Source organism: Kitasatospora sp. NPDC029312, assembly GCF_055569215.1.
This window is the reverse complement of the sequence record NZ_JBVHXY010000002.1, coordinates 86,710-109,790: the sequence shown is the minus strand read 5'-3', so window position 1 is coordinate 109,790 and position 23,081 is coordinate 86,710. Positions and strand designations below refer to the sequence as shown.

Genomic DNA, 23,081 nt, shown 5'->3' with positions numbered 1-23,081 from the left:
ATTCACTCGCACGAGTGAGCGACGGCGAACTCCCTGTTCACGGCCCCGGACAACACCCACCGCGGCGCCCCGGACGGCACCCCGACAGCGCCCCCGCCGGCATCGCGGGCAGCACCGTCCCCGCCCGCTCACACCAGCCGCAGCACCCAGTCCCCCACCGCCGAGCAGATCAGCCCGAGCACCTCCTCCTCCCCCACCGGAGCCCGCTTGGGCACCGCGAACCCGTGACCGCCGTACGGCACCGCCACCAGCTCGTGCCCCGCCGGCAGCGCCGGGAACTCCTCCGGGCCGCCGAACGGATCCGCCCCGCCCTGCACCACCAGCGTCGGCAGCCCCGACTCCAGCAGCTCGTGCGCCCGACTCCGCTCCGGCTTGCCCGGCGGGTGCAACGGGAACGCCAGCGCCACCACTCCCACCGCCCCGGTCCCCGCCCCCGTACGGCAGGCCACCCGCGCCCCGGCGCTGCGCCCGCCGACCACCAGCGGCAGCCCCTGCCCGGCCAGGTGCCCGGCCACCGGCCGCCAGCCCAGGTCCAAGGTCTTCGGCGCCGGGGCCAGCTTCTTGCCCGCCACCCGCCACGGCTGTTCCACCAGCGCCACGGTGATCCCCCGCGGCGGCAGCCGCTCGGCCAGCGCCACCAGGTCCGGGGCGCCGATCCCGCCACCCGCGCCGTGCCCGAGCGCCAGCACGGCCCTCGGGGCGGCCGCCCGGTGGTAGGTGACGCGGGCCTCGCCGGCCTCGGTGGCGACGAGTTCGGAGGTGGTCATCGCGGCGGCTCCCGGGAACGTCGGAGAACGTCAGGACGGCAGGACAGTCCAGACAATCGGATCGGAAAGGTCGGAAGAGTCGGAGGCGTCGTAAAGACTCAGAACAACGTGGTCTCGTACTCGGCCTCGGCCCACGGCTCCTTGAGCTCCGGGCCGTTGTTGCGGATGTTGCCGACCGCCGGAGACACCGGCGTGGCCAGCAGCGCGCCCGGCGGCGGGGGTATCAGCAGCCGGCGCAGCACGTCCGGGTCGCTCAGCCGGGGGTCCAGCCACTCGTCCCAGGAGCACGGATCGAGGAACAGCGGCATCCGCTCGTGGATGGGGGCCAGCGCCTCCTCGGCGTCCGTCGTGACGATCGTGAACGTCACCAGCCAGGCCTCGGGATGCCCCGGCGGCACCGCCCGGTTGCGCCAGAACTCGTACAGCCCGGCCAGCGCCAGCGGCGCGCCGTCCGACCGGGACACGAAGAACGGCTTCTTGCGGGCCCGGCCCCGCTCACCCGGCACCGTCTGCCACTCGTAGTAGCCGTCGACCGGCAGGAGGCACCGCCGCGAGGCGAAGGCCTGCCGGTACGCCGGCTTCTCGTGCACGGTGTCCGACCGGGCATTGATCATCTTCACCGCCGTCTCGGCGGAGTCCGACCACGGCGGCACCAGCCCCCAGCGCAGCGCCCGCAACTGCCGCAGCGGCCCCGGCCGCTCCGTGGACAACCGCTCCAGCACCACGAACGCGCTGTTGGTCGGCGCCACGTTCCAGTTCGGGTCCAGCGTCTCCTCGGGATCCCAGAACTCCACGTCGAACAGCTCGACGATGTCCTCGGGTTTGCTGCTGGCTGCGAAGCGACCGCACATGCGGGCCAGCTTGCCATGCCGCCCCTCCTCACCACTTCCTCATCCCGCGGCCGCAACCCCCCGCTCCCGCCCGCCCGTCCCCGCATGGGAGGCTGCCCCGAACGGCCCAACGCGGCCCGACCCGACCCGGCCCGACGCGGCCCAGCCCGGCCCAACGCAGCGAACGGAGGCGCGGACCCCCCGATGAACACCGACGACCAGAACCTGGGCGCCCTGTGGAACCAGGTCACCGGCACCCAGGCCGCCCCGCCCGGCTGGCTCGTCCTCGTCACCGGCGCCGCCGCCCTGCTCACCGTCCTCGCCCGGCCGCTCTGGCACGTCGCCCGCAACGCCGTCACCATCGCCCACGAAGGCGGCCACGGACTCGCCGCCCTCGTCACCGGCCGCAAGCTCGCCGGCATCCGGCTGCACTCCGACACCTCCGGCCTCACCCTCTCCTACGGCCGCCCCGCCGGCCCCGGGATGGTCCTCACCGCCGCCGCCGGCTACACCGCCCCCGCCCTGCTCGGCCTCGGCTGCGCCGCCCTGCTCGCCGCCGACCGGATCACCCTGCTGCTCTGGCTGGCGATCGCCCTGCTGCTGGCCCTGCTGATCCGCATCCGCAACGCCTACGGCCTGTTCACCGTCCTGCTCGCCGGCGGCGCCTTCTTCCTGGTCTCCTGGTTCGGCAGCGCCCAGGTGCAGGCCGGCTTCGCCTACCTCGGCTGCTGGTTCCTGCTGTTCGGCGCCGTACGCCCCGTCCTGGAGCTCCAGCACCAGCGCCGGATCGGCTGGGCCCGCGACTCCGACGCCGACCAGCTCGCCCGGCTCACCCACGTCCCCGCGCTCGCCTGGGTCACCGTCTTCCTGCTCGTCGCCCTCGCGTGCCTGGCCCTCGGCGCCACCTGGCTCCTCCAGCCACTGCACTGACCCGCACCCACCTGCACCGACCCACGCAGCCCCCGCCACGCCCCCGGGCGCGTTCCGCCATGCGGCCACCGACCGGGGCGTCTCGGGTACGGCCCCTAGACTGGCCCCCATGACCGAGACCCTGTGGCCCGCCCCCGTCGCCGCCGCCCCCGTCGACGCCACCGTCACCATCCCCGGCTCCAAGTCGGTCACCAACCGGGCCCTGGTGCTGGCGGCCCTCGCCGACGGGCCCGGCTGGGTGCGCCGCCCGCTGCGCAGTCGCGACTCCCAGCTGATGGCGGACGGCCTGCGCGCCCTCGGGGTCACCATCGAGGAGAAGGTCAACAACGACGCCGGCGGCATCGGCGGCGGCGAGGCCTGGCGGGTCATCCCCGCCCCCGCCCTGCACGGCCCCGCCCAGGTCGACGTCGGCAACGCCGGCACCGTCATGCGCTTCCTGCCCCCGCTCGCCGCCCTCGCCGACGGCCCCGTCCACTTCGACGGCGACCCGCGCAGCCACGAGCGCCCCCAGCACGGCGTGATCGACGCCCTGCGGGCGCTCGGCGCCCGCATCGAGGACGAGGGCCGCGGCACCTTCCCGCTCACCGTGCACGGCACCGGCGGCCTCGACGGCGGCCCGGTCGAGCTGGACGCCTCCTCCTCGTCCCAGTTCGTCTCCGCGCTGCTGCTCTCCGGCGCCCGCTACAACCACGGCATCGAGGTCCGGCACGTCGGCGGCCCCGTCCCGTCGCTGCCGCACATCCGGATGACGGTCGAGATGCTGCGCCTGGCCGGCGCCCAGGTCGACGCCCCCGAGGACGGCGGTGAGAAGGACGTCTGGCGGGTCACCCCCGGCGCCCTGATCGGCCGCGACCTGGTGGTCGAGCCGGACCTGTCCAACGCCGCGCCGTTCTTCGCCGCCGCGCTGGTCACCGGCGGCCGGGTCACCGTCCGCGACTGGCCCAAGCACACCAGCCAGCCCGGCGACCAGCTGCGCGAGATCTACACCCGGATGGGCGGCGCCTGCGAGTTCACCGACGAGGGCCTGCAGTTCACCGGCACCGGCCGGATCCACGGCATCGAGGCCGACCTGCACGACGTCGGCGAGCTCACCCCGGTGATCGCCGCCGTCGCCGCCCTCGCGGACTCCGAGTCCCACCTGTACGGCATCGCCCACCTGCGCCTGCACGAGACCGACCGGCTCGCCGCGCTCGCCAAGGAGATCAACGACCTCGGCGGCGACGTCAGCGAGACCGAGGACGGCCTGCGGATCCGCCCCCGCCCGCTGCGCGGCGGCGTCTTCCACACCTACGAGGACCACCGGCTGGCCACCGCCGCGGCGGTGCTCGGCCTCGCCGTGTCCGGCGTCGAGGTGGAGAACGTGGCCACCACCGCCAAGACCCTGCCGGACTTCCCCGGAATGTGGGCGGAACTGCTCGGCGGGGCGGCGGCGGACGCCTGAGCGGAGACTTGAGCCATGCGCCGTTACGGCAAGGACGCCGACGAGGACGACATCCGCAACCGCCCCGCCCGCGGGGGCTCCCGGCCGCGGACCCGGATCCGCCCCAAGCACGAGGACGCGGCCGAGGCGATGGTGCTGACCGTCGACCGCGGCCGGCTCACCTGCCTGATCGACCCGGGGACCAAGCAGGAGCGCCAGGTCGTCGCCATGAAGGCCCGTGAGCTGGGCCGCAAGGGCGTCGTCGTCGGCGACGTCGTCAACGTGGTCGGCGACCTCTCCGGGGAAGCCGACACCCTCGCCCGGATCGTCCGGGTCGAGGAGCGCAGCTCCGTCCTGCGGCGCACCGCGGACGACGACGACCCGTACGAGCGGATCGTCGTCGCCAACGCCGAGCAGCTGGCCATCGTCACCGCGCTGGCCGACCCCGAGCCCCGCCCCCGGCTGATCGACCGCTGCCTGGTCGCCGCCTACGACGCGGGCATGGAGCCGCTGCTGGTGCTCACCAAGTCCGACCTGGCCCCGGCCGGCCCCCTGCTGGAGTCCTACGCCCCGCTGGGCATCGACTACGTGGTCACCCGCCGGGACGAGCTGGAGACCACCGGCGCCGAGGCGGTCCGCGAGCACCTGCGCGGGCGCTCGACGGTGTTCATCGGCCACTCCGGCGTCGGCAAGACCACCCTGGTCAACGCCCTGGTGCCGGACCGCCAGCGGCAGACCGGCGACGTCAACGCGGTCACCGGGCGCGGCCGGCACACCACCGTCTCCGCCCTCGCGCTGCGGCTGCCCCCGCCGCCCGGCGCCAAGGCGGGCTCGAAAAAGGCGCTGAACTCCGGCTGGGTGATCGACACCCCCGGCTTCCGCTCCTTCGGCCTCTCGCACATCGACCCGTCCCGGGTCATCCTCGCCTTCCCGGACCTGGAGCCCGGCACCGCCGACTGCCCGCGCGCCTGCAGCCATGACGAACCGGACTGCGCGCTGGACGCCTGGGTCGCCGAGGGACACGCCGAGGCCGCCCGGCTCTACTCGCTGCGCCGACTGCTGGCCAGCAAGGAGTCCCGCGAGGGCGACTGACCGCTCTGCTGTCCCGGTTTCCCGGACCGCTTCTCCTGGGGCTCGTCGGCCGTTCGAGGTGTCGGAGCGGGGCCGCCTGGTGATCATAGGAAGGTCGGGCCGGCTGCGGTCCGACCGTCGATCGACAGGGAGGGCACGCGATGGCATGGGCCCTGGTGGTCCTGGCCGGCCTGCTGGAGACCGGCTTCGCGATCAACCTCAAGCTCAGCGAGGGCTTCACCAAGCTCTGGCCCACCATCAGCTTCTGCGTGTTCGCCCTCGGCAGCTTCGGTCTGCTCACCCTCTCCCTGAAGAACCTCCCCGTGGGCCCCGCCTACGCGGTGTGGACGGGCATCGGCGCGGCCGGCACCGCGATCTACGGCATGCTCTTCCTGAACGAGACCAGCTCGGTGCTCAAGCTGGTCTCCATCTCCCTGGTGATCGCCGGCGTCATCGGCCTGCAGCTCAGCGGCACCGCGCACTAGTACGCCGGGACGGCGCACCGGGTAGCACCACCGAGTGGCGCACCCGGCGCCTCCCGCTCCGCGAGCCCGGCTGTGCCGATCGGGGCGGGCTCGCTAGGGTTTCGGACATGGCCGATTACCACGACGACCTCCGACTCGCCCATGTCCTCGCCGACTCGGCCGACTCGGTCACCCTGGAGCGCTTCCGCGCCCTCGACCTGGCGGTCGAGACCAAGCCCGACCTCACGCCGGTCAGCGACGCCGACAAGGCGGCCGAGGAGCTCGTGCGCAGCGTGCTCCAGCGCGCCCGCCCGCGGGACGCGGTCCTGGGCGAGGAGTTCGGCCTGCAGGGCTCGGGCCCGCGCCGCTGGGTGATCGACCCGATCGACGGCACCAAGAACTACATCCGCGGCGTCCCGGTCTGGGCCACCCTGATCGCCCTGCTGGAGGACGGCCCGGACGGCGTCGAGCGCCCGGTGGTCGGCATCGTCTCCGCGCCGGCGCTGCAGCGCCGCTGGTGGGCCGCCAAGGGCCTGGGCGCCTTCGCGGGCCGCAGCCTCGCCAAGGCCTCCCGGATCCACGTGTCCGGCGTCTCCCGGATCGAGGACGCCTCCTTCTCCTACTCCTCCCTCACCGGCTGGGAGGACCGCGGCCGCCTCGACCCGTTCCTGGACCTCACCCGGGCCTGCTGGCGCACGCGCGCCTACGGCGACTTCTGGTCCTACATGATGGTGGCCGAGGGCGCCGTGGACATCGCCGCCGAGCCCGAGCTGTCGCTGTGGGACATGGCCGCGCCGTGCATCGTGGTCGAGGAGGCCGGCGGCCGCTTCACCGGCCTGGACGGCGTCCCGGGCCCCGGCGGCGCCGACGCCGTCGCCACCAACGGCCTGCTGCACGAGGAGACCTTGCGGCGCCTGGCGGTCTGACGGCCGGTCGCCCCGCCTACGCCCACACCATGGTTGCGGGCCCCTCGACCAGTTCGTGCTGGTCGAGGGGCCCGCGGCTGCTTCGTCCCGGTCTACTGCTCGCGCAGTTCGCGGACCGCCGCCTCCAGCCGCTGCCCGTAGTCGGCGTCGGCCTTGCGGAAGTTGTCGACCGCCCGCTCCACGATGTCCTCGCGGTCGGCGGAGACCTTGGCGATGAAGCCCGCCAGGTTGGCGATCAGGCGCTGCTTCTCCTCCTCGGAGTACAGCCGGTACAGGTTGCCGGCCTGCACGAAGTCGTCGTCCTCGGCGTGCGAGGGCGCCGCGTGGGTGCCGGTGGAGCCGTCGACGGCGGTGGCGGCCCACAGCGGGCGGCCGGTCTGCACCGGGCCGCCGAAGCTGTTCGGCTCGTAGTTCTTCTGCCGGCCGTGGCGGCCGTCGTACAGGTGGCCGTCGCGGCTGTTGGTGCGGGCCTCGGTGGCGTGCGGGCGGTTGACCGGCAGGTGGTCGGCGTTGATGCCGACGCGGTAGCGGTGGGCGTCCGCGTAGGCGAACAGGCGGCCCTGGAGCATCTTGTCGGGGGAGGGGCCGATGCCGGGCACGAAGTGCGCCGGGGAGAAGATCGACTGCTCGACCTCGGCGAAGACGTTCTCCGGGTTGCGGTTGAGCTCCAGCCGGCCGATCTCGAGCGGCGGGTAGTCGGCGTGCGGCCAGACCTTGGTCAGGTCGAAGGGGTTGAAGCGGTAGCCGGCCGCGTCGGCCGCGGGCATGATCTGGACCTGCACCGTCCAGGAGGGGTACTCGCCGCGCTCGATGGACTCGCGCAGGTCGCGCTGGTGGCTGTCCGGGTCCTCGCCGGCGAGCCGGTTGGCCTCGGCCTGGGTGAGGTTGCGGATGCCCTGGTCGGTCTTGAAGTGGTACTTGACCCAGAAGTACTCGCCGGCCTCGTTCTGCCACTGGTAGGTGTGCGAGCCGTAGCCGTTCATGTGCCGGTAGCCGGCCGGGATGCCGCGGTCGCCGAACAGCCAGGTCACCTGGTGGGTCGACTCGGGCGACAGGCCCCAGAAGTCCCAGACGTTGTCCGCCTCCTGGGAGCCGGTGTACGGGTCCCGCTTCTGGGTGTGGATGAAGTCGGGGAACTTGATCGCGTCCTTGATGAAGAACACGGGGGTGTTGTTGCCGACGAGGTCGTAGTTGCCCTCCTCGGTGTAGAACTTCACCGCGAAGCCGCGCGGGTCGCGCACCGCGTCGGCCGAGCCCAGGTTGCCGGCCACGGTGGAGAAGCGCAGGAACACCTCGGTCTGCCGGCCGACCTCGGACAGGAACGCCGCGCGGGTGTACGGCGAGACGTCGGCCGTCACCGTGAAGGTGCCGTAGGCCGCGGCGCCGCGGGCGTGGACCACGCGCTCCGGGATCCGCTCCCGGTTGAAGTGCGCGAGCTTCTCGAACAGCAGCTGGTCCTGGATCAGGGCCGGGCCCCCGACGCCCGCGGTCTCGGTGTTCTGGTTGTCGGCGACGGGAGCGCCCGCCTCCGTGGTGAGGGTCGGGCGCAGTTCGTCCTGCGTGGTCATAGCGGGGGCCTCCGAGGGATCCGGTCGTGATGACACGATCCTAACTTGGACTTTGTCCAAGTAAATACTGGAACCAAACTCAGAGCGTGACTTACTCTGGTGTCATGAGCGACCTGCTGGAGAGACTGCGCGGACACGGCTGGCGGCTCACCTCCCAGCGCCGGGTGGTGGCCGAGGTCCTGGACGGCGAGCACGTCCACCTCACCGCGGACGAGGTGCACGCGCGCGCCGCGACCCGCCTGCCCGAGATCAGCCGCGCCACCGTCTACAACACGCTCGGCGAACTCGTCGCCCTGGGCGAGGTGCTGGAGGTCGCCACCGACGGGCGCGCCAAGCGCTACGACCCCAACGCCCACCGCGCCCACCAGCACCTGGTCTGCTCCGGCTGCGGCGCGATCCGCGACGTCCACCCGCACGGCGACCCGCTCGCCGCCCTGCCCGCCGCCGAGCGCTTCGGCTTCACCGTCACCACCGCCGAGGTCACCTACCGGGGCCTGTGCCCCGACTGCGGGCCCTGACCGCGCCCCGACGACCGCGCGCCCTTATGGCCGCGCGCTCTGACCCGCGCCCGCCCCAGGGTTACGCGCTGAGCTCGGCGTGCAGCGCGCCCAGCAGCCGCCCGGCCCGCTCCGCGACCTCGGCCGGCCCGTAGTCGATCGCCCGCCGGCACCAGTTCTCCGCCTGCACCGGCTCCCCCCGGCGCAGCGCCAGCAGCGCCAGGCGCAGCGCCGCGCGCCCGTGCCCGGCGTCGGCGGCCCGGGTGTACCAGAGCATCGCCTCGGCCTCGCTGTCCTGCCGGGCCAGCAGCAGCCCCAGGTTGAACGCGGCGCTGCGGCTGCCCGCCTTCGCGGCCCGCCGGTACCAGCTCTCGGCGATCTCCAGCGCCCCCCGCTCGGCCGCCCGCACGCCCATCCGCACCTGCGCCCGCCGGTGGCCGGCGTCGGCCGCCACCGCGTACCAGTGCTCGGCCTCGGCGTCGGCGTCCCCGCGCCGGTCCAGCACCGAGGCCAGCCGGAACGCCCCCTCCGCCGAGCCGCCGGCCGCCGCCTGCCGGTAGCGCTCCAGCGCGCCGGCCAGGTTGCCGCGCTGCTCCTGGGCGACGGCCAACTGCAGCGCCGCCTCGCCGTGGCCCTCGGCCGCGGCCCGCGCGTACCACTCCTGGGCCTGGCGCAGCTCGCCGCGCCCGGCGTGCAGCACGCCGAGGTTGAAGGCGCCGTCCACGCTGCCTGCCTCGGCGGCCTTGGAGAACCACGGCTCGGCGCCGGACTCCTCGCCGCGCTGCAGCAGCACCACGGCCAGCGCGTTGCAGGCCTCCCGGTGCCCGGCGTACGCGGCCCGGCGGTACCACTGCTCGGCCTGCTGCTCGCGGCCGGTTCCGGCGCAGAGCAGGCCGAGGTTGAAGGCGCCGTTCTGGTCGCCCGCGTCGAGGGCGGTGCGGTACCAGTGCTCGGCCTCCTTGGCCTCGCCGCGGCTCGCGTGCAGTGCGCCCAGCGCGTTGGCGGCGTTGCCGTCGCCGGCCTCGGCGGCCTCCTGCCACCACTCGGCGGCGGCGGCGAGGTCACCGGAGTCGCGCAGCAGGAAGCCCAGCGCGCAGGCGGCCCGCGGCTCGCCGTTCTGGGCGGCCTGGCGGTACCAGCGGGCCGCTTCGTCCAGCAGCGACCGGTCGGTGCGGGCGCGCTCCTCCAGCAGCACGCCCAGGCGCAGCGCGGCGCGGGCGTGGCTGCGGGCGGCGGCGGTGCGGTACCAGGCCTCCGCAGTGTCCTTGTCCCCGGCGGCCTCGCGCATCCGGGCCAGCCGGTAGGCGGCCTCCCGGTGTCCGGCGTCGGCGGAGACCTTGAACCAGCGCTCGGCCCGCACGTCGCGCCGGTGCTCCATCAGGTCGCCGAGGGCGTAGGCGCCCAGCGGGTGGCCGTGGTCGGCGGCGAAATGCAGCCAGTACTCGGCGGCCTCCTCCTCGCCCTGGTCGCGCAGCTGGAGCCCGAGCGCGTGCGCGGCCGGGGCGCTGCCCGCCACGGCCGCGTGGCGCCACCACTGGCCGGCCTCGGCGCGGTGGCCCTGCTGGTGCAGCAGCACCCCGAGGTTGTTGGCGGCGGCGCGCAGCCCGGCGGCCGCCGCGGCGCGCAGGTAGGGCTCGGCGTCCTCCAGGTCGCCTCGGCGCAGCAGCAGGGTGCCGAGCCGGCAGGCGGCGTCCGCGTCGCCGTCGTCCGCTGCCTGCCGGTGGCGGGCCTCCAGGGCGGCGGACTCGCGGGCGGCCAGCGCGGTCTCGAAGCTCGTCGGGTCCAGCCCGGCCGGGTCCAGCGCGGCGCCGGCCGGCCCGTCCTCACCGTCCGCGCCCTCCGCGCCGCCGTAGGGGCCGACGGCGGCGGAGAACTGACGGGTGGACACGTGGACGAGGCTGTCCGGGCCGAAGCCGCCGACCGAGGGGCGTTCGGACAGTCCGCTGGTGCGCTGGGCGGGCAGGGCCCCGGGGCGGCTGTCAGGGCGTTCGTCGGCGCTCTCCGCCCAGGCGTCGGTGTCCGCCTCGACGGCGGCGCCGGACTTGGTGCCTGACTTGCCGATCAGCCTCATGCCGACTCCCGCTCCCCCAGAGTGTCGCGGCATCGTGCCCCGGCCCGCGGCCGGAAGGACTCGCGGGAGAGGTGCCGGACCCGACGGCCGGTCAGCAGCCGCGCACCGTCCCCCATGTGTCCCATCGTCGCATCACCCGCTACCCGCGTACACCTGCCCCGGCCGAATTCGGGTGGGGCTTCCCCGAAGCCGACGGAATTGCTTCGGCGCTTTGTCGATTTCCCGACACTTCCACCCCACAAACCAAAGTGCCGTCCCCGTTGGCGACGGTCGATAGTACCGGAGCGGTTCCCCCCGCTTCCGGACGGAAACGTCCGCACCCGGAAACGACAGAGGCCCGGAGGAATGATCCTCCGGGCCTCTGACACCGAGTAGCGGGGACAGGATTTGAACCTGCGACCTCTGGGTTATGAGCCCAGCGAGCTACCGAGCTGCTCCACCCCGCGTCGTTGGGTAAACCATAGCACGGACACGGGGTGGAACCGAAAACGGTTATCGCAGCTCAGCGGGGACTACGGGTGGGGACTCGGCGAGCCCGACGCCGTGGGCGCCGTCGACGGGGTCGGCGTCGGAGCCGGCACCGCACCCGTCCCGCGGGCCGCCTCGGCCGCCTTGAGGGCGTCGCCGAGCGCCTTCTGGGCGTTGCCGTACGCCACCCAGTCGCCGTTCTTGAACGCCGTCTGGCTGTCGTTGTAGGCCTTCTCCGCGTCCGAGAGCGCCTTCTGCAGCTCCGGCGAGATCGTCCCGCCGGGCGCCGGGGTGGCGGGCCCGGTGGGCGAGGGCGTCGGCGTCGTCCCGCTGCCCGGGTTCGACGGCACGGTCGGCGTCGTCGCCGGGGCCGCCCCCGCGAACACCTTCTTCAGCGCATCCTCCAGGGTGTTCTCGAACGCCACGTTGTCGTCCCCGTACACCGCCAGGACCTTCTGCAGCGTCGGGTACTTGGCGCCGCGCCCCCGCACGTACACCGGCTCGACGTTCAGCAGGCCGCCACCGACCGGCAGGGTCAGCAGGTTGCCGTACTCCAGCTCCGAGTCCCCGCCGCTCTTCAGCAGCGTGATCTGCGAAGCCACCTCCTGGCGGGAGTTGAACTTCGACTGCACCAGGCCCGGGCCGGGCGCCCCGCTCTCCCCCGTCATCTTCAGGATGCGGATCTTGCCGTAGTCCTCACCCGGATCCGCGTCCACCGCCATGAACGCCGCCAGGTTCGGCCGCTGGTTCGGCACGAACGTGCTGGTCAGCGAGAAGCTCGCGGCGCTGGTGTCCGGCATCCGCACCGTCACGTAGTACGGCGGCTGGACCTGCTTGGTGTCGCTGGTCGGGTCCACCGGGACCTGCCAGATGTCACTGCCGTTGAAGAAGGAGTTGGCGTCGGTCACGTGGTACTGGCCCAGCAGGTCGCGCTGCACCTTGAACATGTCCTGCGGGTAGCGCAGGTGGGGCAGCAGCGACTGCGGGATGTCCGCCTTCGGCTCGACCGTGCCCGGGAAGGCCTTCATCCAGGTCTTCAGCACCGGGTCCTTCTCGTCCCACTGGTAGAGCTTCACCTCGCCGGTGTAGGCGTCCACCGTGGCCTTGACCGAGTTGCGGATGTAGTTGACCTGGTTGGCGACGGTCAGCAGCTCACCGCGCTGGTTCGTCAGCGAGTCCTTGGTCGCCGCGCCCAGCGTCGTCTTCGACGAGAACGGGAAGCCGTCCGACGTGGTGTAGCCGTCCAGCACCCACACCACCCGGCCGTCCTGCACCACCGGGTACGGGTCCGCGTCGATCGACAGCCACGGCGCGACCTTCTCCACCCGCTCCTTCGGCGTCCGGTTGTAGATCACCTTGGCGCCGTCGCTGATCGCCCCCGCGTACAGGATCTGCGGCTCCGCGAAGCGCACCGCGTACGCGGCCCGGGTGAGCGGGTTGCTCAGCGACACCCCGCTGTCGCCCGTGTACGTGTACTCCGCGTTCTGGCCCGTCTTGGGATCGGTGTAGTCGATCTCCTTGTTCGAGCCGCCGACGATCGAGTACGTCGTCGTCTTCTCGCCGTAGTAGATCCGCTGCTCGTAGTCGCCCAGCGAGCCGGTGGCCGGCAGACCGGACTCGGTGAACACCGGCTGGCCCCGGTCGTCGACCTGGTTGCCCTTGGCGACCACCGCGCCGTAGCCGTGGGTGTACTTGAAGTGGTCGTTGATCCAGTTGCGCTGCACCCCGTTCAGGTCCAGCTCGCGCAGGCCGACCACACTGTCCTGCTTGCCCGCGCCCGCGCCGTAGCGGTCCACGTCCAGCGTGCTCGGGAACGCATAGTAGTTGCGCTGCTGCTCCAGCGACTGGAACGTCGGCGAGACGATGTTCGGGTCGAGCAGCCGGATGTCCGAGACGGTCTGCGCGTCCGGCTTGAGCGCGTCCGCGTTCGTCGAACCCTGGGGGCTGTACTGCGTCGTCTGCGCGTCCGCGATCCCGTACGCCCGGCGCGTGGCGTCGATGTTCTTCTGGATGTACGGCGTCTCCTTGGCCTGCTCGTTCGGCTTGACCTGGAACTGCTGCACGATCGCCGGGTACAGCCCGCCGATCAGCACCGCCGACAGCACCATCAGCCCCAGCCCGATCAGGGCCGGCGCCCAGGTGCGGCGGATCGGCGTCAGGAAGAACAGCACCGCGCAGATGATCGCGACGAAGAACAGGATGGTCTTGGCCGGCAGGAACGCGTTCGCGTCCACGTAGCGCAGCCCCGTCCAGCCCGAAACGCCCTTGTACGAACCGGTCTTCACCGCCAGCGCGTACCGGTCCAACCAGTACGCCACCGCCTTCAGCAGCACGAACACGCCCAGCAGCACCGCCAGGTGCCCCTGCGCGCCCGCGCTCGCCCGTCGGCCCGGGCCCTGCAGCCGCAGCCCCCCGTACAGGTAGTGCACCAGCGCCGAGGTCAGCAGCGAGACGATCACCGCACTGAACGCGAAGCCCAGCACGAACTCGTAGAACGGCAGGTCGAAGGCGTAGAACGAGACGTCCATGCCGAACTGGGCGTCCTTCTCACCGAAGGACGTCGCGTTCGTCCACATCAGCCACGTCCGCCACTGGCCCGACGCCGCCGCGCCCGCCACCAGGCCGATCACCAGCGACACACCGACCAGCGCCCAGCGCTTGAACGGCGCCAGCCCCGCCCGGTAGCGGTCCAGGCTCTGCTGCTCCACCGACATCGCCGACAGCGGCGGCCGCAGCCGGTGCGCCAGCCAGACGTTGAAGCCGACGACCACCGCCATCAACAGGCCGAAGACCCCGAACAACCCGATCTTCGTCCACAGTTGGGTGGTGAACACCGAGGAGTAGCGCACCGACCTGAACCACAGCCAGTCCGTCCAGAATCCGGCGAACATGACGAACAGCAGGAACAGCACCGCGAGCACGCCCAGGGTCAGCAGGGCGACCCGCGCCCGCCGGGAGGGCGGGCCCACCCTTCGCCGGAAACCCGGCCCTGAGCGTTCCGGCATCTGGAATACCACGGTGGCACCTCAGCTGTGTCGTCTGGGAATCAGTCGGTCGTCAGAGCAACTTAACCAGGCTTCGGCCGAGTTCCCACCGTTAGCAGACGGTTACGACGCCGGTCCCCGACACTCCCGTCACCTTTTCCCCCCACCCGACGCCCCCTGCCTCCGGTACCGGCCCTCCCCCGCCCCGGCGCCGCCGCCGACCGCACCCGGCCCGCCCGGCGGGCGCCGCCCGCCCGACGTGTGAGGATTGAGTCATGTCCGACGCGTCTGATCTGAACAACTCCCCCGACGACGTCTCCAAGCTCCCGGCCGCCACCCCCCTCACCCGGGCCGCGCTGGAGATCGACGAGTACGCCGCCACCCTCGGCTGGGACCTCCCGGCCCGGCTCTTCGCCCTGGTGGACAGCACCGCCCTGCGCAGGGCCGACCCGAGGATCGCCGAGCAGCTCGGCCTCGCAGACGAGGCCGGCCTCACCCCGGTCGAGCAGGACGAGATCCCGGCCGGCACCGCACTCGACAAGTTCCTCGGCACCATCGCCTGGCCCGACTCGGTGGCCGGCTGCGCCCTGGTCGTCGAGCGGCTGATGCTGCCGCCGGGCGCCGATCAGTCCCGCCCGCGGGGCGCCAGCGATGCCCAGCTCGCCGAGTGGGTGGCCAACCACCCCAAGCGCGAGGAGGTGCGGATCACCGCCGCGGTGCTGCGCGACGGCAAGAAGGAGATCGCCCTGCGGCTGCGTTCCAAGGACACCGCCCGCGAGGTGCTGACCGGCCCGGACCTGGTGCCCGGCCTGACCGACGCGCTGCTGGCGACCTTCTCGTAGCCGCCGCGGCGGTCGCCTGGCCGCCGTCCGGCGTCGCGGCCGTCGTGTAGCCGTCCGGGCTACCTCGGGCAGGACGGCAGCGCGGAGGTCTGACCGGAGCGGATCTGCTCCAGCGACTTCAGCGCGCCGTCCAGCGTGTCCGTCTTGATCAGGGTCAGCCCGGACGGGACGTTCTTGTCCGCCTCGGCGCAGTTCGAGGACGGGGTGAAGAAGTACTGGGCCCCGGCGTCCCGGGCGGCGATCAGCTTCATCGATATCCCGCCGATCGGGCCGACCTTGCCGTCGTCGTCGATGGTGCCGGTGCCGGCGACGAACTTGCCGCCGGTGAGGTCGCCGCCGGGGGTGAGCTTGTCGATGATGCCGAGCGAGAACATCAGCCCGGCGCTGGGGCCGCCGACGTCCTGGAGGCCGATGTCGATCTGGAACGGGTAGGTGTGCCGGATCCCGGTGCCGATGCCGACGACGGCGAGGTCGGCGCGCTCGGCCGGGGCCTTCGGGTCGAGGTCCTTGGCCCGCACGGTCGGGACGGTGACGTCGGTCCGGCTCCCCGGGGTGGCGGTGCCGTCACCGGAGGCGTCCTTGGCCCGCGGCACCACGGTGAAGACCACCGACTCGCCGGGCTTGTGCTTGGTGACGGCGGCGACCACCTGGTCGACGGAGGAGACGGCGGTGCCGTCGACGGCGACGATCTGGTCGCCCGCGTGCAGCCGGCCCTCGGCGGGGGCGCCGGCGGTGACCGACTTGACGATCAGCTCGCTGCCGACCGGGATGTTCAGCTGCTTGAGCGCGGCGGTGCGGGCGCTGTCCTCGGAGGAGGCGAACTCCTCGGCGTTCTGCTTCTTGGCGTCGGCGTCCGACTGCCCCTTGGGGTAGACGTTGTCGTGCGGCACCACCAGCACGTCGTCGCGCAGCCAGCCGACCACCGCGTTGACCAGGCTGGGCTCGTACTTGGCCCCGGTGACCTGGACGGTGGTCATGTTGAGGTGTCCGCTCGCGCGGTACGAGTCGTGCCCGGTGATCGTGATCACCGGCTTGCCGCCCTGGTCGCCGAGCGTGTTGTACGTCGGCCCCGGGCTCATCTCCGTGTACGGCACCTTCATCAGCACCGAGACGCAGAGCAGCGCTATGAGCAGCAGGGTGGCAGCGAGCATCGTCGCGGAGCGGCGTGGCATGCCTCGACAGTACGGGACGCGGGTGACGCGACGCCCGCCGGGCTACTGGCCCGAGCGCTCGCCGGGGGCGGCGGTGCCCGCGGTGGTGCGTTCCATCGCGGCCATGAAGCGCCGGTGCTCGGCGAGCGAGGCGGGATCCCCCGTGGCCCGCGGGGCCCGCTGGGCCCAGCCGGCCCAGACGGCGGCGGCCAGGACGGCGACAACCGGAATGATCAACCAGGCGAGCGCACCCATATCAGTACTCCCAGCTCGTCGTGTCTATGAGCAGATTAACCACCCCGGCGGACAACGCGACCGGCGCCGTCCGGGTTACGGGACGGCCGATCGGCTCACTTCCAAGGAGTATCCGGCGCACCGGTCCGGACCCGTTCGGGTGAGGCGACGGCGCGCCTGACCCGAGGGACGCGGTGCGTGTGCGGCCGGTTCCGCCGTCTCGACGGGGGTGGTCATCCGCTGCGGACCGACGGGGAGGTCATCCGCTGCGGACCGACGGGGAGGTCAGCAGCCGTCGGCGCCGACCCACTCCTCCTGGCCGTCGGCGAAGACCTGGTGCTTCCAGATCGGCACCTCGTGCTTGAGGTCGTCGATCAGCCTGCGGGCCGCCGCGAAGGCCTCGCCGCGGTGCGCGCAGGAGACGGCAACGATCACGGCCTTGTCGGTGATCTCCAACCGGCCCACCCGGTGCACCGCGGCGAGCGCCCTGACCGGGAAGTCGGCGACGACCTTCTCGGCGATCCGGCGCATCTCCTGCTCGGCGGAGGGGTGGCAGCTGTACTCCAGCGCGGTGACCGACTTGCCGCCGTCGTGGTCACGGACCGTCCCGACGAAGACGGTGGTGCCGCCGGCCGCGTCGTCGCCGACCGCCTCGTAGACCTCGTCCAACGAGAGCGGGGTGTCACGGATCGCGAGCAGGCGGATGGCGTCGTGGTTCTCGGACATGACCCCATGATTCCCCATCCGGACGGGAATGGGGCAAGGGGTTTCCACATCACGATGTGGGAATTTCGCATCGTGACATTCCTGCTGTCGGCCGGCTTTCATGGTCGGACAGCCTCGCCGTCCGGGCGGTCACCGCGCCGTCCCGGCGGTCACCGCGCCGCCGCCGACGCGCGCCGCCTCAGAACCTGCGCCGCTTGCGGGCCCGGCGCACCAGCGCCGCCGTACCGACCAGCGCCACCGTCGCCCCGGCCGCCCCCAGGCTGGTCGCGGCCTCCTTGCCGCCCAGCCGCCGCCCGGCCACCGCGTGCTTCCCCGACACCTGGGCCAGCAGCTCCGTCAGCACCTGCTCGTTGGAGTACTCCGGCCGCCACCCCGCCTCGTGCAGCCGGCTGCCCGACACCACCCACGGGTACATCGTGTACGCCAGGTCCCCCGCCGGAGCCGGGGTCAGGCCCAGCCGGTGCAGCCGCGCCGCCGTCCCCAACGCCAGCGCCGCCGGCAGCTCCATCCGCCGGATCCCCGACAGCCGCTCCACGTCCTCCTGCTCCAGCCAGCCGTCACAGCCGACCGTCACCTCGCCCTCGACCAGGCCCAGCGCCGCGTATTCCAGCGCTGCCGCCAGGTCGTCCACGTGGCAGAACTGCCAGCACGGGCGGGAACCGGCCACCACCAGCAGCCTCGGCGCCTCGAAGTGCCGGGTCAGCACGGTGTCCACACCGGGGCCCACCACCACGGCCGGGCGCAGCACCGTCACCTGCAGCCCCGGGTGGGCCCGCGGCGCCCGCCGGGCCAGCCGCTCGATCTCCAGCAGGTCCCCGACCAGCGACGCCTCCTCGGTCGCGCGCAGCTCGGAGTCCTCCGCCAGCGGCACCTCGTTGTCGGCCAGCGCCCCGTAGACCATCGCGGAGGTGCACAGCACCACCCGGTGCACCCCGGCCGCCGCGGAGGCGGTCAGCACCGTCTGCGCGCCGCGCACGTTGTAGGCGCTGCGGGCCCGCGGATCGGACTCCATGCCGAAGTCCATCGCCAGGTGCACCACCACGTCCACGCCGGCCAGCCGCTCGGCCACCGCCGGGTCCCGCACGTCCAGCACCCGCCACTGCACGCCCGGCACGTCACCGCGCCGGTCGTCCACCCCCAGCACCTTGCGCACGTGCGGGGAGGCCACCAGCCGGGCGGCGACCCGCTCGCCCAACACCCCCGCGGCACCGGTGACGGCCACGGTCAGCGGCCGCCCGCCGTAGGCTGGAGGCGGCGACGCCGTGGTGTCCGACGCGTCCTCTCCTCCGGTCAGCCCAGAGCGAACGTCCGAAGGCGGGGAACTCACCGGCCATCCTCCACGGTTAGCTTATGTGCGTACGGACGTGTGTCACGTACGTCCATCCTGCCCGAGGCGAAGGCCCCGCGGTGCACCCGGCACGGGCCGACCGCGCGGGAGCCGCTGACGAGTCCGCCGCTCCAGCGGAGCCCCGGGCGGGCAGCACTTCCCGCCCCACCCGTATGACGGCCGACCGGATCGAGGACCCCGTGAGCGACCTTCCCTTCGGATTCGGCGTTCCGCCCGAGGAGCCCGAGGACGGCAAGGCCAAGCCCGACGACGCGCAGAAGAAGAAGGACCAGGGCCCGGCCGGCTCCGGCGACAGCGGCCCGCAGCCCCCCGGCTTCGGGGCCGGCAACCCCTTCGGCGCGATCTTCGGCATGCCCGGCGCCCCGGGCGGCGCCGGAGCCGACAACCCCTTCGCCGCGATGTTCGGCGGCCTCAACCCCGGCGACCTCGGGGCCGCGTTCCAGCAGCTCGGCCAGATGCTCTCCTTCGAGGGCGGCCCGGTGAACTGGGAGCTCGCCACCAACATCGCCCGGCAGACCGTCGTCGCCGAACCCGCCGAGGGCAAGAGCAAGGACCGCTCGGTCAGCGCCGCCGAACGCGCCGCCGTCGCCGAGTCCGTCCGCCTCGCCGACCTGTGGCTCGACGGCGTCACCGAATTCCCCTCCGGCGCCGGCACTGCCGTCGCCTGGAGCCGCGCCGAATGGATCGAGGCCACCCTCCCGGTCTGGAAGGACCTCGTCGACCCCGTCGCCGAACGCGTCGGCAACGCCATGGGCGGCGTCCTGCCCGAGGAGATGCAGGCCATGGCCGGCCCGCTCATGGGCATGATGCGCTCCATGGGCGGCGCCATGTTCGGCACCCAGATCGGCCAGGCGCTCGGCGCGCTCGCCGCCGAGGTCGTCGGCTCCACCGACGTCGGCCTGCCGCTCGCCCCGGCCGGCAAGGCCGCCCTGCTGCCGCAGAACGTCGCCGAGTTCGGCGAGGGCCTCAGCGTGCCCGCCGAGGAGGTCCGGCTCTACCTCGCCCTGCGCGAAGCCGCCCACCAGCGGCTCTTCGCCCACGTCCCGTGGCTGCGCGCCCACCTGCTCGGCGCCGTCGAGGCCTACGCGCGCGGCATCAAGGTCGACACCTCCCGCATGGAGGAACTCGTCGGCCAGCTCGACCCGAGCAACCCCGAAGCCCTCCAGGAGGCCCTCGCCGACGGCCTGCTCCAGCCCGAGGACACTCCCGAGCAGAAGGCCGCGCTCGCCCGCCTGGAGACCGCGCTCGCCCTCGTCGAGGGCTGGGTCGACGCCGTCGTCCACGCCGCCGCCGAACCCCACCTGCCGCAGGCCGGCGCGCTGCGCGAGACCGTCCGCCGCCGCCGCGCCGCCGGCGGACCCGCCGAGCAGACCTTCGCCACCCTCGTCGGCCTGGAACTGCGCCCCCGCCGCCTGCGCGACGCCGCCCGGCTGTGGGCACTGCTCGCCGACGCCCGCGGCATCGAGGGCCGCGACGCCCTCTGGGAGCACCCCGACATGCTGCCCACCGCCGCCGACCTGGACGACCCGGACGCCTTCGTGCACCGCGGCGGCGGCGACGACCTGGAAGGCGGGATCGACTTCGACGCCTTCGACAAGCTGCTGGGCGAGGCCGCGGCCGGCAAGCCCGACCTGACCAAGGGCGACCAGCCCAAGACCGAGCAGCCGGACACCGACCCGCCGAACGCTGACCAGCCGAACACTGATGAGGGCGGCGCCGACGGGAAGGGCGAGCCCACCGCATGACCGCCACCGGCACGTCCGCGTCCACCCTGCACGCGGACGCGGTCCGCACCCTGACCGACTGGCGGCCCGCCGACGAGGGCCAGGAACAGCTGCGCATCGACTACCTCGCCCACCTGGCCGACCAGCCCGAGGGCCTGTACCGCTCTTGCCTGCCCGCCCACATCACGGCGAGCGCGGCGGTCGTCGACCCGGTCGCCGGGCGGGTGCTGCTCACCCTGCACCCCAAGGTCGGCATGTGGCTGCAGATGGGCGGGCACTGCGAGCCCCACGACGCCGACCTCGCCTCCGCCGCGCTCCGCGAGGCCGTCGAGGAGTCCGGCATCCCCGACCTCACCCTGCTGCGCGAGAACGGCACCCCCGTGCCGGCCAAGCTGGACCGCCACCTGGTCCGCTGCGCCGGCAAGGACCGGCCGGAGAACACCCACCTGGACGTCCAGTACATCGCGCTGGCCCCCGCCGGAGCGCAGGCGCTGATCAGCGAGGAGTCGCTGGACCTGCGCTGGTTCGACTACGACCGGCTGCCGGAGCTCACCGACCACTCGGTGCGCGACCTGGTCGCCCGGGCGAGGCGGCTGACCGGCTGAGGTGCGACACGTAAAGGGGGCGCGGGCCGACACGGCCCACGCCCCCTTTTTCGACGCCTCTCCCCCTTGCTCCCGCCGCCCTCAGACCTGAAGCTCAGCCTCAACCGCAGGAAGCCGCCGGATCCTCGTCCGGGGCGCCGTGCCGCGCACCCGGGATGTGCGGCAGCCGAGCGGCCGAGACCACGCCCTCGAGATAGCCGCGCGCCCGCTCCGTCCGCGGGTAGGCCTCCAGCAGCGCCCAGAACGCCGGCCCGTGGTCCGGCACCAGCAGGTGCGCGAGCTCGTGCAGCAGCACGTAGTCCAGCACGTACTCCGGCATCCCCTGCAGCCGGTGGGACAGCCGGATCGTCCTCTCACTGGGCGTGCACGACCCCCAGCGCGAATTCTGGTTGGTCACCCAGCGGACCTGCACGGGCTGGGCCCGACCGTCCAGGTAGGCGGCCGACAGTTCGCGCGCGCGAGCCATCAGCGCGTCGTCCCCGAGGATCCGCCGGCGCTCCTGGGCGGCGAGCTTCTCCAGCATCTGCGCGACCCAGCGCTGCTCCTCGGCGTGCGACATCCGGGCCGGGATCAGCACCACGGTGCGATCGCCCTCGCGGTAGGCCGAGACGGTACGGCTGCGGCGGGCGCTGCGCCGCACCTCGACCCGACTACGGTCGTGCGGCTCCGGCGGCACCGCCCCGGTGGGCGGATGCTGCGGCCTGGCCTGCGGTTTCTCATGCTGCGTCTCATCCGGGCGCCCGCGTGTGCTCGGCGCCGCCGTCTGGGACCCGGACGCTGCACGGGCACGCCGACGCGACGCCGGTGGACGGGAGTCCCGCTCGGCTGCCATGGCACACGACGTTACCCGGTACCACTGACAGAAGTCCGCTGCCATGGCCGAAATCTTTCGTGGAGCGATCGCGAACGAAAGGCCGACGGAGGGTGTCCGGAAACCGGCCTTCGAGGGGCGGACCAGTTATCCACAGGGTCCGCGAACAGATCATGTGATCATGCGCCCGGCCCTGTGGATAACTTTCAGCACGCAGTCGGCGCGATGGGGCATGCTGCGGTCAGCCGTCCGGAAACGATCGGAAGGGAGATCGTCGTGCGCCTCGCTCTGAAGCCCGCTCTGTCCCGCAGCTGGCGGGACTCCGACACCCTGCAGTTCGGCACCGTCACCCGCTACGCGGGCGTGCTCGACAACGCCGACAAGACCCTCTGCACGTTCCTCGGGCTGGTCGACGGGACGCGCGACCGGCCCGAACTCCTGGAGGCCGGAGAACGGATCGGACTCGGCCGCGGCCCCACCGACACCCTGCTGACCGAACTGGAGGAAACCGGGCTGCTGGACGACGCGGAGGCGACCGAGCGCGCGCTGTCCCGCTTCCCCCAGCCCCACCGAGACCTCCTCGGGCCCGACCTCGCCTCGCTGTCCCTGGTCCACTCCGGCCCGGGCGCCGCACCGGCGGTCCTGAGCCGCCGGTCCGAGACCCGCATCGAGGTGCGCGGCGCGGGCCGGGTCGGCGCCGCCGTGGCGGCCGTCCTCGCCGCGGCCGGCACCGGCACGGTTACGGTGGCCGACGGCGGGCGGGTCAAGCCCGGCGACTGCTCCCCGGCGGGCCTGCCGCCCGCGGACATCGGACGGCTGCGCTCCACGGCCGCGCGGGAGGCCGTGCAGCGGGCCGCGGGCCGTCCACTGGTGCCCTTGCCCCGGCGGAAGTCCGACGACCCGCCGCCGGACTTCGTGGTCCTCGCACCGCGGGACGGCAGCGCCGCGTTCGCGGGCGGGACGTACGAGGCCAAGCTGCTGCTGCGGGCCGGAGTGCCGCACCTGTACGTCGGTGTGGTCGAGGAGTTCGGCATCGTCGGGCCGCTGGTCATCCCGGGCCGCTCGGCGTGCGGGCACTGCCTGGTGCTGCGGCGGGAGGACGAGGACGCCGCCTGGCCACGGGTCCTGGCGCAGCTGGCGAACAACGGGCCCGGCCGGCCTCGCACCCCGGCCTGTGACACGGCCTTGGCGACGACCGTCGCCGGACTGGCGGCCCTGCATGCCCAGGTGTTCCTGGACGGCGGCCGGCCCCCGAGCGTCGACGGCTGGTGCGAGGTGTCGGCGAGCGAGGGCATGCCGCGCCGCCTGCGGCTGCGCGGACACCCGGACTGCGGCTGCCTGTGGCAACCGCAGCCGCCGGGCTGAGGCGACATCGAGCCAGGAGGAGGAAGGAGGGAGGAGGAACGGAAGCGTGCCGGGAACAGGCCCGGCGGCTGCGGGGCTCAGCAGCCGCCCGCCCTGCGCCCGGGGCGAAGGCGGGCCACCCGGGCGGCCCAGGTGAGCCGATGGCCAGGTGAGCCGATGGCCAGGTGAGCCGATGGCCAGGTGAGCCGATGGCCAGGTGAGCCGATGGCCCGGGGGGGGGGCGGGGGGGGGGGGGGGGGGGGGGGGGGGGGGGGGGGGGGGGTGGGGGGGGTGGTAGGG

20 protein-coding genes and 1 tRNA gene are annotated in these 23,081 nt (G+C 73.3%); 10 read left to right on the top strand and 11 right to left on the bottom strand.

The features are described from left to right. Positions 1-128: 128 nt before the first annotated feature. Together ACZ4WV_RS02020 and ACZ4WV_RS02015 are read right to left on the bottom strand one after the other, a co-directional pair. The gene (locus ACZ4WV_RS02020; protein WP_465741827.1) at positions 129-767 is read right to left on the bottom strand and encodes an alpha/beta hydrolase family protein; all 639 of its coding nucleotides are present in this window, start codon (positions 765-767) and stop codon (positions 129-131) included. A gap of 98 nt (positions 768-865) precedes the next feature. Further along, positions 866-1,618, bottom strand: a complete 753-nt coding sequence (locus ACZ4WV_RS02015) for an SOS response-associated peptidase (RefSeq protein WP_465741825.1) — start codon at positions 1,616-1,618, stop codon at positions 866-868. A gap of 183 nt (positions 1,619-1,801) precedes the next feature. Between ACZ4WV_RS02015 and ACZ4WV_RS02010 the strand changes: the two genes are divergently transcribed. The 5 genes from ACZ4WV_RS02010 (at position 1,802) to hisN (ending at position 6,408) form a co-directional block, all read left to right on the top strand. After that, complete coding sequence (locus ACZ4WV_RS02010) at positions 1,802-2,527, top strand: M50 family metallopeptidase (protein ID WP_465741823.1); 726 nt, start codon at positions 1,802-1,804, stop codon at positions 2,525-2,527. A gap of 109 nt (positions 2,528-2,636) precedes the next feature. Continuing rightward, entirely contained in the window at positions 2,637-3,968 is a 1,332-nt protein-coding gene (gene aroA / locus ACZ4WV_RS02005) for a 3-phosphoshikimate 1-carboxyvinyltransferase (protein WP_465741821.1), read from the top strand. Between the two features lie 15 nt (positions 3,969-3,983). Beyond that, positions 3,984-5,039, top strand: coding sequence for a ribosome small subunit-dependent GTPase A (gene rsgA / locus ACZ4WV_RS02000; protein WP_465741819.1), 1,056 nt, complete (start codon positions 3,984-3,986; stop codon positions 5,037-5,039). 140 nt (positions 5,040-5,179) lie between these two features. Beyond that, the gene (locus ACZ4WV_RS01995; protein WP_465741817.1) at positions 5,180-5,503 is read left to right on the top strand and encodes a DMT family transporter; all 324 of its coding nucleotides are present in this window, start codon (positions 5,180-5,182) and stop codon (positions 5,501-5,503) included. A gap of 107 nt (positions 5,504-5,610) precedes the next feature. After that, the gene (gene hisN / locus ACZ4WV_RS01990; RefSeq protein ID WP_465741815.1) at positions 5,611-6,408 is read left to right on the top strand and encodes a histidinol-phosphatase; all 798 of its coding nucleotides are present in this window, start codon (positions 5,611-5,613) and stop codon (positions 6,406-6,408) included. Between the two features lie 92 nt (positions 6,409-6,500). Here hisN and ACZ4WV_RS01985 read toward each other — a convergent pair whose 3' ends face one another. Beyond that, positions 6,501-7,976, bottom strand: a complete 1,476-nt coding sequence (locus ACZ4WV_RS01985) for a catalase (RefSeq protein WP_465741813.1) — start codon at positions 7,974-7,976, stop codon at positions 6,501-6,503. 104 nt (positions 7,977-8,080) lie between these two features. Between ACZ4WV_RS01985 and ACZ4WV_RS01980 the strand changes: the two genes are divergently transcribed. Further along, entirely contained in the window at positions 8,081-8,494 is a 414-nt protein-coding gene (locus ACZ4WV_RS01980) for a Fur family transcriptional regulator (protein WP_465741811.1), read from the top strand. Between the two features lie 61 nt (positions 8,495-8,555). Here the strand turns inward: ACZ4WV_RS01980 and ACZ4WV_RS01975 are convergent, their stop codons facing one another. The 3 genes from ACZ4WV_RS01975 to ACZ4WV_RS01965 form a co-directional block, all read right to left on the bottom strand. Then, a complete protein-coding gene (locus ACZ4WV_RS01975) occupies positions 8,556-10,544 on the bottom strand; it encodes an SEL1-like repeat protein (RefSeq protein WP_465741809.1) in 1,989 nt (662 codons plus the stop codon). Positions 10,545-10,916: 372 nt separating this feature from the next. After that, a tRNA-Met gene (locus ACZ4WV_RS01970) sits at positions 10,917-10,990 on the bottom strand. A 66-nt stretch (positions 10,991-11,056) separates the two neighbouring features. Continuing rightward, the gene (locus ACZ4WV_RS01965; protein ID WP_465742160.1) at positions 11,057-14,017 is read right to left on the bottom strand and encodes a UPF0182 family membrane protein; all 2,961 of its coding nucleotides are present in this window, start codon (positions 14,015-14,017) and stop codon (positions 11,057-11,059) included. 254 nt (positions 14,018-14,271) lie between these two features. Here ACZ4WV_RS01965 and ACZ4WV_RS01960 point away from each other — a divergent pair, with 254 nt between their 5' ends. Then, on the top strand, positions 14,272-14,838 hold the full coding sequence (locus ACZ4WV_RS01960) for a PPA1309 family protein (RefSeq protein WP_465741807.1): 567 nt from the start codon (positions 14,272-14,274) through the stop codon (positions 14,836-14,838). A gap of 59 nt (positions 14,839-14,897) precedes the next feature. Here the strand turns inward: ACZ4WV_RS01960 and ACZ4WV_RS01955 are convergent, their stop codons facing one another. From ACZ4WV_RS01955 to ACZ4WV_RS01940, 4 genes are all read right to left on the bottom strand, one after another. Next, positions 14,898-16,010 carry a YlbL family protein gene (locus ACZ4WV_RS01955; RefSeq protein WP_465741805.1) on the bottom strand — a complete coding sequence of 371 codons (1,113 nt, stop codon included), beginning with the start codon at positions 16,008-16,010 and terminating at the stop codon, positions 14,898-14,900. 42 nt (positions 16,011-16,052) lie between these two features. Next, entirely contained in the window at positions 16,053-16,226 is a 174-nt protein-coding gene (locus tag ACZ4WV_RS01950) for a hypothetical protein (protein WP_465741803.1), read from the bottom strand. 282 nt (positions 16,227-16,508) lie between these two features. Then, positions 16,509-16,949 carry a molybdenum cofactor biosynthesis protein MoaE gene (locus ACZ4WV_RS01945; protein ID WP_465741801.1) on the bottom strand — a complete coding sequence of 147 codons (441 nt, stop codon included), beginning with the start codon at positions 16,947-16,949 and terminating at the stop codon, positions 16,509-16,511. A gap of 178 nt (positions 16,950-17,127) precedes the next feature. Further along, entirely contained in the window at positions 17,128-18,276 is a 1,149-nt protein-coding gene (locus tag ACZ4WV_RS01940; protein WP_465741799.1) for an NAD-dependent epimerase/dehydratase family protein, read from the bottom strand. A 200-nt stretch (positions 18,277-18,476) separates the two neighbouring features. Here ACZ4WV_RS01940 and ACZ4WV_RS01935 point away from each other — a divergent pair, with 200 nt between their 5' ends. Continuing rightward, positions 18,477-20,042, top strand: coding sequence for a zinc-dependent metalloprotease (locus ACZ4WV_RS01935; RefSeq protein WP_465741797.1), 1,566 nt, complete (start codon positions 18,477-18,479; stop codon positions 20,040-20,042). Beyond that, a complete protein-coding gene (locus ACZ4WV_RS01930) occupies positions 20,039-20,626 on the top strand; it encodes an NUDIX hydrolase (protein ID WP_465741795.1) in 588 nt (195 codons plus the stop codon). The genes ACZ4WV_RS01935 and ACZ4WV_RS01930 overlap by 4 nt, the downstream gene beginning before the upstream one ends. Before the next feature lie 100 nt (positions 20,627-20,726). On the opposite strand, the gene ACZ4WV_RS01925 is transcribed toward ACZ4WV_RS01930, so the two are convergent. After that, positions 20,727-21,302 carry a M48 metallopeptidase family protein gene (locus ACZ4WV_RS01925; RefSeq protein ID WP_465741793.1) on the bottom strand — a complete coding sequence of 192 codons (576 nt, stop codon included), beginning with the start codon at positions 21,300-21,302 and terminating at the stop codon, positions 20,727-20,729. A 411-nt stretch (positions 21,303-21,713) separates the two neighbouring features. Between ACZ4WV_RS01925 and ACZ4WV_RS01920 the strand changes: the two genes are divergently transcribed. Then, positions 21,714-22,802 carry a TOMM precursor leader peptide-binding protein gene (locus ACZ4WV_RS01920; RefSeq protein WP_465741792.1) on the top strand — a complete coding sequence of 363 codons (1,089 nt, stop codon included), beginning with the start codon at positions 21,714-21,716 and terminating at the stop codon, positions 22,800-22,802. Positions 22,803-23,081: the final 279 nt, after the last annotated feature.